Genomic DNA, 14377 nt, shown 5'->3' with positions numbered 1-14377 from the left:
CGACTACTCAGACGATGCCGGTGGTTCCGATTCCGATTCGGATTCCGATTCGGGCAGAAGGGCTTCCAACGCCGCGCCGGTGATCCGGCGGAAGCAGCGGCGCGGTCGCGTGGCGTCGAGAACCGCCACCTCGAGCGTCGCGGGCCCGAGCGTGCGCGGCTCGGAGCCGTTGCCGCTCGCGCTCAGCGCCTTCACGGCGATCTTGACCGCTGCACCCAGATCGGCGTTCTCCGCGTACGACTCGTTCAGTGCGGTGATGATCGGCTCGGTGGTTCCGCCCATCACCACGAAATGCGGCTCGTCGGCGATCGACCCGTCATAGGTGATCCGGTACAGCTCGGGGGCTTTCGTCTCGCCGTAGTGCGCCACCTCGGCCACGCACAGCTCGACCTCGTAGGGCTTGGCCTGTTCGGTGAAGATCGTGCCCAGCGTCTGCGCGTACACGTTGGCCAGCTGACGGCCGGTCACGTCCCGCCGGTCGTAGGCGTAGCCACGGGTATCGGCGAACTGGATGCCGCCGCGCCGCAGGTTGTCGAACTCGTTGAAGCGGCCGACGGCGGCGAAACCGACCCGGTCGTAGAGCTCGCTGACCTTCTGCAGCGACCGCGACGGGTTTTCCGCCACGAACAACACACCGTTGTCGTAGGCCAGCGCCACCACGCTGCGGCCGCGGGCGATGCCCTTGCGCGCCAATTCGGAGCGCTCACGCATCGCCTGCTCAGGCGAGATGAAATACGGGAAGCTCATTTACCCCTCACCGCCCGTCCGGGTCCGGCGCGCGATGACTTCGCGAGCCAACTCGGCGATGCGTTCCTCGGTGATCTCCACGGCGCCGTCGGCGCCGATGGTCACCGCGGTCGGATAGATGCCGCGCACCAGATCGGGCCCGCCGGTGGCGGAGTCGTCGTCGGCCGCGTCGTACAGCGCCTCGATGGCCACCTGGAGCGCCGAATCCGCATCCACCACATGGGGATAGAGCTTCTTGATCGACGACTTGGCGAAGATCGATCCAGAGCCCACCGACTGGTAGCCCTCTTCCTCGATGTTCCAGCCGCCCGCGGCGTCGAAGGACACGATCTGACCCGCGTTCTCGGCGTCGGCGGCGTCGATGTCATACCCGACCAACAGCGGAAGCGCCACGAAACCCTGTAGTGCCGCACCGAGATTGCCGCGCACCATGATGGCCAGCCGGTTGACCTTCCCGCGGAAGGTCAGGGCGACACCCTCGAGCTTCTCGTAGTGCTCCAGCTCCACGGCATAGAGCCGGGCGAACTCCACGGCGATGGCCGCGGTGCCCGCGATGCCCGTCGCCGTGTAGTCGTCGGTGATGTACACCTTCTGCACGTCGCGGCCGGCGATCATGTTGCCCTGGGTGGAACGGCGGTCACCGGCGATCAGGACCCCGCCGGGGTACTTGATCGCGACGATGGTGGTCCCGTGCGGCACCGCGTTGGTCGGGCTGATCGCGCTGTCGGCGACACGGTTGACCGGCAGCAGTTCGGGGGCCTGACGACTCAACAGTTCAGAGAACGACGACAGGTCCATGGCTACGGAGGGGGTACCGATATGGGGCCTGGGCTGGGACAGAGACGAAGAAAGGTTTTCGCGCCAGGTCACTGGCCGCCCTTTTGGACGTATGCGCGCACGAAGTCTTCCGCGTTCTCTTCCAGCACGTCGTCGATCTCATCGAGCAGATCGTCGGTCTCCTCGGCCAGCTTCTCGCGACGCTCCTGGCCGGCGGCAGATGCACCCGGGAGGTCTTCATCCTCGCCGCCGCCACCGCCACGCTTGGTCTGCTCTTGAGCCATCGCTGCCTCCTGCAATTGTCATCGGTCGGGCTAACCGCCCAACCGGTCCTTCCACAGTACCGGTCGGCACCCGGATTGCCCGGGATAGCTCACCGCCGGAAATGGTCAGTTCGTGAGTTGTTCGACGAGTTCGGCGGCGCTGTCCACGGAGTCCAGCAGGGCGCCGACGTGCGCCTTGCTGCCGCGCAACGGCTCCAGCGTGGGAATCCGGACGAGCGAATCGCCGCCGAGATCGAAGATCACCGAGTCCCAGCTGGCCGCGGCGATGTCGGAACCGAACCGGCGCAGGCACTCCCCGCGGAAGTACGCGCGCGTGTCGGTCGGCGGATTGTCGACCGCGTCGATCACCTGCTGTTCGGTGACCAGGCGCTTCATCGACCCGCGTGCGACCAGCCGGTTGTACAGGCCCTTGTCCAGCCGGACGTCGGAGTACTGCAGATCGACCAGATGTAGACGCGGTGCCTGCCAACTGAGGTTCTCGCGCTGACGGAAGCCCTCCAGCAACCGCAGCTTGGCCGGCCAGTCCAGGATCTCGGCGCACTCCATCGGATCGCGTTCCAGCAGGTCCAGCACGTGCGCCCAGGTCTCGACGACGTGAGAGGCCCGCGGATCGGGGTCCCTGATGTCGACCAGTTTGGCCACCCGGTCGAGATAGACCCGCTGCAGCGCCAGAGCGGTCATCTCACGACCGTCAGCAAGCGCCACGGTGGCCCGCAGCGACGGATCGCGGCTGATCACGTGCACCGCGTGCACCGGCCGGGCCAGCGCCAGATCGGACAGGTCCAGCCCGAACTGCGGGCCCTCCTCGATCAGATCGAGCACCAGCGAGCTCGTCCCGACCTTGAGGTAGGTCGATGTCTCGGCCAGGTTGGCGTCGCCGATGATGACGTGCAGGCGCCGGTATTTGTCGGCGTCGGCGTGCGGCTCGTCGCGGGTGTTGATGATGCCGCGCTTGAGCGTGGTCTCCAGGCCGACCTCGACCTCGATGTAGTCGGCCCGCTGGGACAGCTGAAAGCCGGGGTCGTCGCCGGACGGCCCGATGCCGACCCGGCCCGAGCCGGTCACCACCTGACGGGACACCAGGAACGGCGTGAAGCCCGCGATCACCGCGGAGAACGGGGTCTGGCGGCTCATCAGGTAGTTCTCGTGCGACCCGTAGGACGCACCCTTGCCGTCCACATTGTTCTTGTAGAGCTGCAGCTTGACCGCCCCGGGGACGCTCGCGACGTGGCGGGCCGCGGCCTCCATCACCCGCTCACCGGCCTTGTCCCAGATCACCGCGTCCATCGGATCGGTGCACTCGGGCGCCGAGTACTCAGGATGCGCGTGGTCCACATACAGCCGGGCACCGTTGGTCAGGATCATGTTGGCCGCGCCGACCTCGTCGGCGTCGACGATCGGGGCCGGCCCGGAAGCCCGGGACAGGTCGAATCCGCGGGCGTCGCGCAGCGGGCTCTCGACCTCGTAGTCCCACCGCGTGCGCTTCCCGCGCTGGATGCCTGCGGCCGCCGCGTATGCCAGCACCGCCTGAGTCGAGGTCAGGATCGGATTGGCGGTCGGATCGGAGGGCGATGAGATGCCGTACTCGACCTCTGTTCCGATAATCCGTTGCATGTGGCCAGCCTAGGTGACGGCCTGTGCACCCCGGGCCGCCAGGTATTCGGGTCGTGGCCGCGGGGCGGCGAACGGGTCGGTCAACGCGTTGTCCACCGAGTTGAACACCAGGAAGACGTTCGACCTCGGCAGCGGTGTGATGTTGGACCCCGAGCCGTGCAGCAGATTCGCGTCGAACCACAGTGCCGTGCCGGGCGGGCCGGTAAACTGGTGGATGTCGTGCTCGTCGACGGCCTTCGTCAATGTCGTCTCATCGGGCACCCCGATGTTCTGGGCCACCAGGGAGGTGTCGTGGTTGTCCTCGGGCGTGGCGCCGACGCACGGGTAGAACGTCTGGTGCGACCCGGGGATCACCATCAGCGACCCGTTGTAGGGGAAGTTCTCGGTCAGCGCGATCGAGCATGACACCGCACGGATCGCCGGCATGCCGTCCTCGGCATGCCAGGTCTCGAAGTCCGAGTGCCAGTAGAACCCAGTCCCGGTGAACCCGGGCATGAGATTGATCCGGGCCTGGTGGATGTAGACGTCACCGCCCAGCAGCTGCCGGGCGACCGGCAGCACGGTGTCGAGCCGGACCACCTGGGCCACCAGGTCGCTCAGCAGATGCGGTTCGAAGATCGACCGGATCGTGCCGCCGGGCTCACGGATCACCCGCGGGTCGTCGGCATCCAGATCCATTGCGACCCGGTCCATTTCGCGCCGCAGCAACGGCAGCCAGTCATCGGACACCGTCTCGGGCGCGACCAGGTAGCCGTACTCGGAGAAGCCGTCGAGGTGATGCTGACTCAACGGCCCGTCGGCCACACCACCCCACACCACCGGTTCCTGACGCGGTATCGGCTCGATCGCATGCTCGAGGCGCGTCGGGTAGCGATCCTCCACCGCCGCGGTCACGCCCGATCTGACCTCGGTGTCGTGCTGCGCCGTCATGCGACCGATTGCGGCGCTGGGTATACGCCGTTCTCGTCGTGCACCTCCCGCCCGGTAACCGGGGGGTTGAACACACACAACATGCGGAGCTGCTCATCGCAGGTGACGCGGTGACGATCGTGGTTGTTCAGGACGTACATGGTCCCGTCGGCCAGCGGGTACTGCTGCCCGGTCTGCAGATCGGTCAGCGTGCCGCTGCCCTCGACAACCCAGACCGCCTCGATGTGGTGCTGATAGTGGAACTCGTTGACGGACCCGGCCTCAATGGTGGTCTCGTGGAACGAGAAACCGACACCGTCGCCGGCCAGGATGATGCGCTTGGATCGCCAGGTGCCGTCAGCGACGTCGCGATCCGTCCCGGTGATCTCAGCTGTGGTGCGAACGATCATGTTTCAAGCCTCCTCAGGCCAGCGTGACTGCGATGGACTCGGCGAGGATGTCGAGCCCCTCGGACAATTCGGTCGGAAGAGTGGTGAGCGGCGGCAGCAGTTTGACCACCTCGTCGGACGGGCCACTGGTCTCCATCAACGCGCCGCGGTCGAAGGCTGCCCGGCAGACCTTTCCGGCCAGGTCGGGCTGCTCGAACTTGAGCCCCTGGGCCATGCCGCGGCCACGGGCGGTCAGGCCCTCGTGGGCCGCGGCGATCTCCTCCAGCCGATTCCGGATCAGCTCCCCCTTGGCGACCGTGTCGGCACTGAATCGATCGTTCTTCCAATAGGTCTCGATGGCCGCCGTGGCCGTGACGAAGGCCGGGTTGTGACCGCGGAAGGTGCCGTTGTGCTCCCCCGGCGTCCACACGTCGAGGTCCCGGCGGAACAGCGTCAGCGCCATCGGCAGGCCGTAACCGCTGACCGACTTCGAGATCGTGACGATGTCGGGCACGATGCCTGCCGCCTCGAAGCTGAAGAACGGCCCGGTCCTGCCGCAGCCCATCTGGACGTCGTCGACGATCAGCAGGATGTCGCGCTTGCGGCACAATTCGGCCAGCGCACGCAGCCATTCGATCCGCGCGACATTCAGACCGCCCTCACCCTGGACGGTTTCGACGATCACCGCGGCGGGGCGGTTGAGTCCGCTGCCGGAATCGTCGAGCACGCGCTCGAACCACTGGAAGTCCTCGGTGACCCCGCCGAAATAGTTGTCGTAGGGCATCGGGGTCGCGTGCACCAGCGGGATACCCGCCCCTGCTCGCTTCATCGAGTTGCCGGTGACCGACAGCGCACCCAGCGTCATGCCGTGAAATGCGTTGGTGAAGCTGATAACCGACTCTCGCCCGGTCACCTTCCTGGCCAGCTTGAGGGCCGACTCCACCGAGTTGGCGCCGGTGGGCCCGGGGAACTGCACCTTGTAATCGAGCCCGCGCGGGCGCAGGATCAGCTGTTCGAAGGTCTCCAGGAATCGCTGCTTGGCCGCGGTGGCCATGTCCAGCGAGTGCACGATCCCGTCGGAGACAAGGTAATCCAGCAACGGCTGCTTCAAGGCGGGGTTGTTGTGGCCGTAGTTCAGTGCTCCCGCGCCTGCGAAGAAGTCGATGTAGGACCGGCCCTCGGTGTCGGTGATGTGCGATCCCGAGGCGGTGTTCATGACCGCCGGCCAGCCGCGGCAGTAGCTGCGGACCTCGGACTCGACCGAGCTGAACACGTCGGGAAGGTCAGATTCGGACAACGGTGCCGTCGTAGCGAGCAGCAAGGGATAATCCTTCCAATCGAATCAAACTGGTTATCAGATAACTGATTTCAGTGATAAGCCTCAGCGAGACAGCGGAGTGGTGATCGGTCCCATCCGCAGAATCGGCTCATCCTCGTGCGCCCCGTCGGCGTCGAGGAGGTTGCACCCGAAGTACGGGTCCTCGACGAGCGGGACACCGTGCCTGCGCGCGAAGGCGCCGAAGAATGCACGTGAAGCGGTGTTGCCCGGCGAGACGGTGGCCTCCACGGTGACCGGGCGGCCATCGCGCTGGGTCCGGACCCGGTGTACGAGCGCGTCGAGCATCGTGCTGGCCAGTCCCCCGCCCTGCGCCGCGGGCGACACGGCGACCTGCCAGACGAACAGGACGTCCGGCCGCGGCGGCGGGTGGTAACCGGTGATGAATCCGTGCAGCTCACCATCGCGCTCAGCCACTATTGACGTGGCAGCAAAATCGGTTGCCAGCAACAGATAGGCATAGGTCGAATTCAGATCGAGGACGCCGGTGGCCGCCGCGAGATCGCGGATGCCAATCGCGTCGGTGCCCCGTGGAGGGCGCAGGAATTCTTCCCGGGAATGGCGTCCCGGGACGCTTTCTAAAACACGCATATCGAGTTAAAAGTCACCACCGAACTTCTCAGCGATCATCGTCAGTTTCAAGCCATCGGTGCCATCGACGTAAGCACACCCCCCTGCCGGGATCAAGCGCCGACACCGCGTCAGGACCGGCATTCCGTCTACGCTCACCCGTACTGACCTGCGCAAACTTCGCGAATCGTCAATCTCAGAAATTTGTTAGCGTCGTTATCGGATCGTTACATTGGTGCGGGGGTACCACGCTGGGGCGCGGCAGGCCATCCGCCGGCGCCACCGCGGCAACCGGCAAAATGCGCACATACCAGGGGCTTTTGCGGATAATTCGGCACAAAAATTCAAATCGAAATTTAATAATCGCGGCCGCGCGCCGACGTCAATTACCCGTCGAATATGCTCGAGTGGTTTCCCTCACAGCACGCCGCTGCGGCCGTCAACTTGCAGAACGGGCAACGCCGCGCGATCCGTAGCGAGGGGCCGGCCGGTCCGAAATCGCCGCAGCCGTCCCGAGATCGAGCACAATGACCGCCGTGGCCGACATGCGGCGTGTGCACGACTGGTTCCTCCAGCGCGGGCTTCCGCTGGTACTGACCCGAAGGGTGCGATCCCGCGCGCTCCTTGAGCGCTCCGCGCCGATGGTGGCCGCGGCCGGCGGACTCATCGCACTGACCATGCTGCTCGCCGAGGTCACCGGACCTGCCGTCCGCGCCGGGACCGCGGTGAACCTCGGGGTCCTGGCCCTGCTGTTGTTCGTCGCACCGTTCGTCTTGGAACGGCTGCACCGGGCGGACACGGCGCGAGGGGAGGCCGGCCGCCGCTCGGCAGCACTGCTCGTGATGGCGCTGTTCGTCTTCGGCCTCCCGTTCGCCGACAGCGGCTTCTCCGGGTTCGCCGCCGCCGAGGCCGCCGCGTTCGCGCTCGTCGCGTTGCTCGTGGTGTGGTTGACCTACCTGGGCTTCGGCTCGATCGCGTTGTGGGCGTTCCGGTTCGCCTGGCTGCAGCTGGGGGCGCTGGGCACCTTGATGAGCCGCGCCCTGCCGCTGCTGATGCTCACGGTGGTGGTGTATTTCACCGGTGAGCTGTGGCAGCTCTCGGCCCGGATGCCCCGGCAGCGGCTGTGGCAGACGATCGGATTCCTGGCTCTGATCGCGATCGCCTTCATGATCGCGACGATTCGTGACGAGGTGCGGGCCTTGCGCGACGATCGCGCCGGGCCGAGCGATCCGGCCACTCTGCTGGCCGGCACGCCGCTGTCGGTGCGTGACGGCCACCATCCGCGCCGCACGCCGCTGTCACGCGCCGAGCAGGTCAACGTGGTTGCGGTGATGGTGGTGTCCCAGGCGATCCAGGTGGTGTTGTTCACCACCGGACTGTTCGCGTTCTTCCTGGCGCTGGGCATCATCGCCATCCCCGACGACGTCATCGTGCTGTGGTCGGCGGAGACCGCCTGCCTGACCGGCGCCCCACCCTGCGCCGGAACCTGGTTCGGCATCGCGATCCCGATTCCCCAGACCGTGGTGCACATGTCGCTGTTCGTGGCGGTGCTCTCCGGTCTGTACTTCACCGTGAGCACGAGCGTCGATCCGCTGTACCGCGAGCGGTTCTTCGATCCGCTGATCGCCGATGTCGCGGTCAGCCTGGCCGGGCGGGACGCCTACCTGGAATTGGAGCGACGTTGACGCCGGTGGCGTCGACACCATGCGTCCCCACGTGGTGCCCGCGACCACGAGTGCGGCTCCGGCGAGTCCGGCGCCGGTGACGGGATCACCGGCCACGGCGACACCGATGACTGCGGCCCACAGCGGTTCGGTGCCCACCAGCAGGCTGACCCGCGCCGGGCTGGTCGTGCTCAATGCCCGCAGCTGCACCAGGAACGCGAACACGGTGCAGGCCACGGCCAAGTACCCGATGAGCATCCAGTCGGCCGCACCGTACGCCGCGGTCATCGCAGGCACCGATTGCCCTGAGGCCACGCTCACGGCGAGCGTCACCGCGCCGACGATGCTCAGCTGCACCAGAGTCGTTCGTGCCGAGTCGATTTCGTTCGATTCCGATGCCCGCGCCATGACGGTCACATGCACCGCACGCAACAGGGCCGCGATGACGATGACGATGTCTCCCGCCCGCGGGGCGGCCAGCCCGGCGGACTGGGTCAACAGCCCGCACCCGATCACGGCGAGCGCCGCCGCGAGGTAGAAGCGACGACTCACCCGATGGCGCTGGATCATGGGGGTGACCACGATGGTCAGCGCCATGATCAGGCCCGCGTTGGACGCCGATGTCATGGTCACCCCGTAGGTTTCGGCGATACAGACCGCAGCCAGGAGCATCCCGCCCACCACACCGGAGGTCGCCTCGGCGCGGGTCAACCCCGCCAACCGGCGACACAGGACGACCGTGAGGACGGCCGTGGCAAGCGCAAACCGCACCCCCAGAAGCGCGAAAACGGTATCGGGAGAGGCGATCTCCTTGGTGGCCAGATAGCTCGATCCCCACACCGCGGCGACGGCGAGCAGGCCGAGGTCGGTAGCGCGACGGGTCATACCGACCAGCGTGTTGCCTATCCAATAGTTCAGTCAAGCTAATGTTTTTACACATTATATGTAGCATTACTACATGGATGCCGGTCGTCTGCGAATGCTGCGCGAACTCGCCGACCACGGCACGGTCGCCGCGGTTGCCCACGTGCTGTCCATGACGCCCTCGGCCGTCTCCCAGCAGCTGAAGATCCTGCAACGGGAGGCCGGGGTGACATTGATCGAACCCGCCGGGCGGCGGGTGCGCCTGACCGATGCCGGTCAGGTGCTCGTCGGCCATGCCGACGCCGTGTTGGCTGCGCTGGACCGCGCCAGGGCCGAGATGGATGCCTACCGAAGCACACCGCACGGCACCGTGAGCGTGTCGTTCTTCCCCTCGGGAGCGACAATGCTGCTGGCCCCGTTGATCATCCGGGCGGCCGAGCGCGGGGTCCACGTAGTCGGCCGCGACATCGACGTTCCGGCCTCTCGCGCGCCGGCGCAACTCGCCGACTTCGACATCGTGGTGGTGCACCGCGACGAGCGCGACGCGTCGCCGTGGGGCCCACGCTTCGAATCCACCGAACTGTTGCGGGAGCCGCTGGATGTCGTCCTGCCACCCGGACATCACCTGGCCGGCCTCGGTCGGGTGCGGCTGACCGAGTTGGCCGACGAACCCTGGATCGGTGTCGAAGGCGGGTTGATGGTCGACGACGTGCTGAACTCCATCGCGATCCTGTCCGGCGTGCAACCGCGAATCACTCAGCGGATCAATGACTTCCGCGTGGTCGAGGAGCTCGTCCACGCCGGCACCGGCATCGCCCTGATGCCCCGCTACGTCCGGCTGGCACGGGAGCTGGTGCGGTTGCCGATCACCGATATCTCGATGGCCCGGCGGGTGGAGGCGGTCACCCGCGCGGGCGCGGGCACCCGGCCGGCCGTGGCTGCCGTACTGGAGCAGCTACGCACCATCGCGGCAGGCATCAGTGCAGCAACCGCCGGACATGGTCCCGGGCGATCCGCTCGGCCAGCGCGGGACTGACCCGGTCCGGCTCGACGGCCACCGAGCAGGCCAGCCCGTCCAACAGGGCCAGCAGTTCGACGGCAGCCGGCCCGGCATCTGCCCCAGGCGCGGCGGCCGCGATCAGCTCAGTCAGCCACTGCGACATCCGGATCCAGTCCTGTCGGTGCCGGATCGCGGTCTGCTCGTCGACCGCGGCGCGGGCCAGCCGCAAGAGCCAGGCCACACTGATGTCGCGATCGCCGGGTTCCGGGCACACCAGGGCCACTGCCAACGTCTCCAGCCGCTGTGCCGCGGACTGCTCCGCGGTCAGGCACTCCCCCAGCCGGGCCAGGAACCGGGCCGCGGCGCGATCCATCGCACCGGCCAGCATCGCGTCCTTGGTCGGAAAGTGGTGTTGCACCGCACCTATCGAAACCTCGGCCAGGGCGGCGACTTTGCGCACCGAGACGCCTTCGAAGCCTTCGGCCACCAAGACGCGCAGCACCGCATCGGCCATCCGGTCATAGGGCGTGCTCACGGCATCAGCATAGGCACCAATACGTTCGTATGGTGGCGTCCGCGAGCATGTCCTCGACACGGCTGCAGTCTCTGGACGTCCTGCGCGGAATCGCCATCCTCGGCACGTTGGGGACCAACATCTGGATCTTCACCGATCCGGAGGGGCTGATCGGCTACCTCAACGGTCCGCCGGACTCACCTTGGTGGCCGGTCGAGATCGGCCTACAGCTACTCGCCCAGGGCAAGTTCCTCGGCCTGCTCACCGTGATGTTCGGGATCGGCCTTGCCCTGCAACAACGTTCAGCACTGCGCGCCGGCCTCCGGTGGCCCGGAAGCTACCCGTGGCGGGCGCTGCTGCTGCTCGTCGACGGCATCGTGCATTTCGTGCTGTTCACCGAGTTCGACGTTCTGACGGGCTATGCCATCACCGGCTGGATCGTGTCCTACCTGCTGGTCACCAGCCCGCGCGCGCAGCGCCGGATCATCGCGGGTGCCGCGGCCGTGCACATCGCGATGCTGACCGCCATCACCGTGGCCTTGCTCAGCGCGGCAGGTGGCACCGGTGCGTCGCAGCCGCTCGACCCCAATCCGTACGCAGACGGGTCGTTCTGGGACCTGGTGGCGTTCCGGCTCGACCATGTGCTGTTGTTCCGGCTGGAGACACTGCTGATCTTCCCGATGTCGATCGCCTTGTTCCTGTTGGGTGCCAGGCTGTTTCACGCCGGTGTACTGGAGGCACGTGGCACCGTGCTGCGTCGCCGGCTGATCTGGCTGGGTTTCGCGGTGGCCGCACCCCTCGACGTCGCGCTCGAGGTCGCCGGCGGCGGGCCGGGATTGATCCTGGCCCGCTACGGCGTCGCGCCGTTCGTCTCGATGGGCATCCTGGCGGTGGTGGCCGAGTTCTACACCCGGCGCCCCGCCCCCGGATGGGCCGGACGCCGGCTGGCCGAGGTCGGCCGGATGGCGTTGTCCAGCTACGTGTTACAGAACGTGCTGGCGTCGGCGATCTGCTACGGCTGGGGTTTCGGACTGGCGGCGGCAACGCCGACGCCACAACGGGTACCGGTCACCGTGGCGGTCTACCTGGTGGTGGTCGCCGTCGTGACGTGCTTCGCACACCTGTGGCTGCGCCGGTTCCGTCGGGGCCCGGTGGAGTGGCTGTGGAATACCAGCTACCGAGCCTTGGCGGACCGCACCCGTGAGCGGCGCCCGGTACCGCACCCACGTGACGGAAACCTGATGCGTCAGAGCTTGTAGCCGATCGCGCGCAACAGATCCCGTCGCGCCACCACGTCGTCGTCGGATTCGACACCCAGCGGTGACTGCCCGTCGACCACACCCACGACGCCGCGGCCGAGTGGCGTGACAGCGACCAGCACGTCGACCGGATTGGCGGTGGCGCAGTAGATCGAGCAGACCTCGGGCACCCCTTTGATCGGATTGAGAACGTTCACCGGGAATCCGTCGCGCAGGAAGATCACGAAAACATGTCCCGCACCGATCGCCAGCGCATTACGGACGGCCAGCTCGACCAGCTCGGGATCGTTGCCGTTGCGGCGCACCAGCCGCGGACCGGATGCCTCGCAGAATGCCAGCCCGAACCGCAGCGACGGGCTGACCCCGACCATCGCCTCGTGCAGGTCGTCGGCCGTCTTGATGAAGTGCGCCTGGCCGATGACGACGTTGAGGTCGTCGGGCTTGTCGATGGACACCACGTCCCACGACGGTGCCGGTGTGGTCACAGCTCCATGCTGCCACCGGCGCCGCCGGGACGGGTGCCGATTCGGCCAAGGGGTTAGGCCAAGGGGTTAGAGGTACTGCCCCAGGTTCGACTCGGTATCAATGGCCCGGCTCGCACTCGACGACTTCCCGGTGACCAAGGTGCGGATGTACACGATCCGCTCGCCCTTCTTACCCGAGATCCGTGCCCAGTCATCGGGATTGGTGGTGTTGGGCAGGTCCTCGTTCTCGGCGAACTCGTCGACGATCGAATCGAGCAGATGCTGGATGCGCAGACCGGGCTGACCGGTCTCCAGCACGCTCTTGATGGCGTTCTTCTTCGCCCGGTCGACGACGTTCTGGATCATGGCGCCGGAGTTGAAGTCCTTGAAGTACATGACTTCCTTGTCACCGTTGGCATAGGTGACCTCCAGGAACCGGTTGTCGTCGATCTCGGCGTACATCCGGTCCACGACCTTCTCGATCATCGTCTTGATCGTCAGCGCGCGGTCGCCGCCGAACTCGGCGAGATCGTCGGCGTGCACCGGCAGCGCCTCGGTCAGGTACTTCGAGAAGATGTCCTGCGCCGACTCGGCATCGGGCCGCTCGATCTTGATCTTCACGTCCAGGCGGCCGGGCCGCAGGATCGCCGGGTCGATCATGTCCTCGCGGTTGGAGGCGCCGATGACGATGACGTTCTCCAGCCCTTCCACGCCATCGATTTCCGAAAGCAGCTGCGGCACAACGGTTGTCTCGACGTCAGAGCTGACGCCCGTGCCGCGGGTGCGGAAGATCGAGTCCATCTCGTCGAAGAACACGATCACCGGGGTGCCCTCGGACGCCTTCTCGCGGGCGCGCTGGAAGATCAGCCGGATGTGACGCTCGGTCTCACCGACGAACTTGTTCAGCAGCTCGGGGCCTTTGATGTTGAGGAAGTAGCTCTTGGCCTCGCGCGCATCGTCGCCACGAACCTCGGCCATCTTCTTGGCCAGGGAGTTCGCCACGGCTTTGGCGATCAGTGTCTTACCGCAACCGGGCGGGCCGTAGAGCAGCACGCCCTTGGGCGGACGCAGCGAGTACTCGCGGTAGAGCTCCTTGTGCAGGAAGGGCAGCTCCACGGCGTCGCGGATCTGCTCGATCTGCCTGCCCAGTCCGCCGATGTCGTTGTAGCTGACATCGGGCACCTCTTCGAGCACCAGGTCCTCGACCTCGGCCTTCGGAATGCGCTCGAAGGCGTACCCGGCCTTGGTGTCGACCAGCAGCGAATCGCCGGGGCGCAGCTTGCGCGGGCGGGAGTCGTCGAGTGCGGCCTCACTGTCCTCGGGCAGATCCTCGACCGCGACCAGCGGCTCGGCCAGCCAGACGATGCGCTCCTCATCGGCGTGCCCGACCACCAGTGCCCGGTGGCCGTCGGCCAGGATCTCGCGCAGCGTGCTGATCTCGCCGACGGCCTCGAAGTTGCCGGCCTCGACCACGGTGAGCGCCTCGTTGAGCCGGACCGTCTGGCCCTGCTTGAGCGAGGCGGTCTCGATGTTCGGGGAGCAGGTGAGTCGCATCTTGCGCCCCGAGGTGAACACGTCGACGGTGTCGTCCTCGTGGGTGCCCAGCAGCACGCCGTAGCCGCTGGGCGGCTGGCCCAGCCGGTCCACTTCCTCGCGCAGGGCCAGCAGCTGCTGGCGGGCTTCCTTGAGGGTGTCCATGAGCTTGGCGTTGCGCGATGCGAGCGAGTCGATCCGGGCCTCAAGCTGGTGGACGTCACGGGCACTGCGCAGCCCGCTCTGGGGCCCTACCGCATTCTCCAGTTGCTCACGCAGAACCGCAGCCTCACGACGCAGCGATTCGAGCTCGGCGGCGTCATCGCTGGACATGGGTTGCGAGTGGCCGGCCGAGAAACTCTCGGCGTAGCCGTCCGAACGCTCTGACTCACTCATATTGCGCTCCCTCCCGCACCGTAAGTTGGTGCAGTAACAACTTCAACGCTACCGGCG

General features: G+C 66.7%; 14 protein-coding genes and 1 pseudogene. 3 read left to right on the top strand and 12 right to left on the bottom strand.

What is annotated here, in order from left to right:
* Positions 1-3: 3 nt before the first annotated feature.
* From prcA to ectA, 8 genes are all read right to left on the bottom strand, one after another.
* Positions 4-747, bottom strand: coding sequence for a proteasome subunit alpha (prcA, locus tag G6N57_RS18920; protein WP_077741059.1), 744 nt, complete (start codon positions 745-747; stop codon positions 4-6).
* On the bottom strand, positions 748-1617 hold the full coding sequence (prcB, locus tag G6N57_RS18915; protein WP_077741060.1) for a proteasome subunit beta: 870 nt from the start codon (positions 1615-1617) through the stop codon (positions 748-750).
* The gene (locus G6N57_RS18910) at positions 1614-1808 is read right to left on the bottom strand and encodes a ubiquitin-like protein Pup (RefSeq protein WP_019343292.1); all 195 of its coding nucleotides are present in this window, start codon (positions 1806-1808) and stop codon (positions 1614-1616) included. Before G6N57_RS18910 ends, prcB begins: the two co-directional genes overlap by 4 nt.
* 105 nt (positions 1809-1913) lie before the next feature.
* Complete coding sequence (dop, locus tag G6N57_RS18905; RefSeq protein ID WP_019343293.1) at positions 1914-3422, bottom strand: depupylase/deamidase Dop; 1509 nt, start codon at positions 3420-3422, stop codon at positions 1914-1916.
* A gap of 9 nt (positions 3423-3431) precedes the next feature.
* Positions 3432-4352, bottom strand: a complete 921-nt coding sequence (thpD, locus tag G6N57_RS18900; protein ID WP_077741061.1) for an ectoine hydroxylase — start codon at positions 4350-4352, stop codon at positions 3432-3434.
* Entirely contained in the window at positions 4349-4741 is a 393-nt protein-coding gene (locus tag G6N57_RS18895; RefSeq protein WP_077741062.1) for an ectoine synthase, read from the bottom strand. Before G6N57_RS18895 ends, thpD begins: the two co-directional genes overlap by 4 nt.
* Before the next feature lie 13 nt (positions 4742-4754).
* Positions 4755-6041 carry a diaminobutyrate--2-oxoglutarate transaminase gene (ectB, locus tag G6N57_RS18890; RefSeq protein WP_077741063.1) on the bottom strand — a complete coding sequence of 429 codons (1287 nt, stop codon included), beginning with the start codon at positions 6039-6041 and terminating at the stop codon, positions 4755-4757.
* Between the two features lie 60 nt (positions 6042-6101).
* Positions 6102-6647, bottom strand: coding sequence for a diaminobutyrate acetyltransferase (ectA, locus tag G6N57_RS18885; protein WP_077741064.1), 546 nt, complete (start codon positions 6645-6647; stop codon positions 6102-6104).
* 506 nt (positions 6648-7153) lie between these two features.
* On the opposite strand from ectA, the gene G6N57_RS18880 reads away from it, so the two are divergent.
* Positions 7154-8311, top strand: coding sequence for a hypothetical protein (locus G6N57_RS18880; protein WP_097925879.1), 1158 nt, complete (start codon positions 7154-7156; stop codon positions 8309-8311).
* A gap of 93 nt (positions 8312-8404) precedes the next feature.
* Here the strand turns inward: G6N57_RS18880 and G6N57_RS32350 are convergent.
* Positions 8405-8698, bottom strand: a pseudogene (locus tag G6N57_RS32350) (EamA family transporter); the annotation flags it as partial.
* A gap of 550 nt (positions 8699-9248) precedes the next feature.
* On the opposite strand from G6N57_RS32350, the gene G6N57_RS18870 reads away from it, so the two are divergent.
* Positions 9249-10190 carry a LysR family transcriptional regulator gene (locus G6N57_RS18870; RefSeq protein WP_077741066.1) on the top strand — a complete coding sequence of 314 codons (942 nt, stop codon included), beginning with the start codon at positions 9249-9251 and terminating at the stop codon, positions 10188-10190.
* Here the strand turns inward: G6N57_RS18870 and G6N57_RS18865 are convergent.
* A complete protein-coding gene (locus G6N57_RS18865; protein ID WP_234815633.1) occupies positions 10132-10689 on the bottom strand; it encodes a TetR/AcrR family transcriptional regulator in 558 nt (185 codons plus the stop codon). The two genes, G6N57_RS18870 and G6N57_RS18865, sit on opposite strands and share 59 nt — an antisense overlap.
* A 47-nt stretch (positions 10690-10736) precedes the next feature.
* Here G6N57_RS18865 and G6N57_RS18860 point away from each other — a divergent pair, with 47 nt between their 5' ends.
* Complete coding sequence (locus G6N57_RS18860; RefSeq protein ID WP_077741991.1) at positions 10737-11927, top strand: DUF418 domain-containing protein; 1191 nt, start codon at positions 10737-10739, stop codon at positions 11925-11927.
* Here G6N57_RS18860 and G6N57_RS18855 read toward each other — a convergent pair.
* Together G6N57_RS18855 and arc are read right to left on the bottom strand one after the other, a co-directional pair.
* Positions 11915-12412, bottom strand: coding sequence for an adenosine-specific kinase (locus G6N57_RS18855; RefSeq protein ID WP_077741067.1), 498 nt, complete (start codon positions 12410-12412; stop codon positions 11915-11917). The two genes, G6N57_RS18860 and G6N57_RS18855, sit on opposite strands and share 13 nt — an antisense overlap.
* A 66-nt stretch (positions 12413-12478) precedes the next feature.
* On the bottom strand, positions 12479-14320 hold the full coding sequence (gene arc, locus G6N57_RS18850; RefSeq protein WP_077741068.1) for a proteasome ATPase: 1842 nt from the start codon (positions 14318-14320) through the stop codon (positions 12479-12481).
* Positions 14321-14377 lie beyond the last annotated feature (57 nt).

It is taken from the genome of Mycolicibacterium boenickei (assembly GCF_010731295.1).
Lineage (GTDB): Bacteria > Actinomycetota > Actinomycetes > Mycobacteriales > Mycobacteriaceae > Mycobacterium > Mycobacterium boenickei.
Note: the sequence above shows the minus strand (reverse complement) of the source record. Positions and strands in the feature narration are given on the sequence as shown.

Coding starts and splice junctions, on each gene's coding strand:
- prcA (WP_077741059.1), bottom strand. CDS start 747: ATGAGCTTCCCGTATTTCATCTCGCCTGAGCAGGCGATGCGTGAGCGC.
- G6N57_RS18910 (WP_019343292.1), bottom strand. CDS start 1,808: ATGGCTCAAGAGCAGACCAAGCGTGGCGGTGGCGGCGGCGAGGATGAA.
- dop (WP_019343293.1), bottom strand. CDS start 3,422: ATGCAACGGATTATCGGAACAGAGGTCGAGTACGGCATCTCATCGCCC.
- thpD (WP_077741061.1), bottom strand. CDS start 4,352: ATGACGGCGCAGCACGACACCGAGGTCAGATCGGGCGTGACCGCGGCG.
- G6N57_RS18895 (WP_077741062.1), bottom strand. CDS start 4,741: ATGATCGTTCGCACCACAGCTGAGATCACCGGGACGGATCGCGACGTC.
- ectA (WP_077741064.1), bottom strand. CDS start 6,647: ATGCGTGTTTTAGAAAGCGTCCCGGGACGCCATTCCCGGGAAGAATTC.
- G6N57_RS18880 (WP_097925879.1), top strand. CDS start 7,154: ATGACCGCCGTGGCCGACATGCGGCGTGTGCACGACTGGTTCCTCCAG.
- G6N57_RS18870 (WP_077741066.1), top strand. CDS start 9,249: ATGGATGCCGGTCGTCTGCGAATGCTGCGCGAACTCGCCGACCACGGC.
- G6N57_RS18860 (WP_077741991.1), top strand. CDS start 10,737: ATGTCCTCGACACGGCTGCAGTCTCTGGACGTCCTGCGCGGAATCGCC.
- arc (WP_077741068.1), bottom strand. CDS start 14,320: ATGAGTGAGTCAGAGCGTTCGGACGGCTACGCCGAGAGTTTCTCGGCC.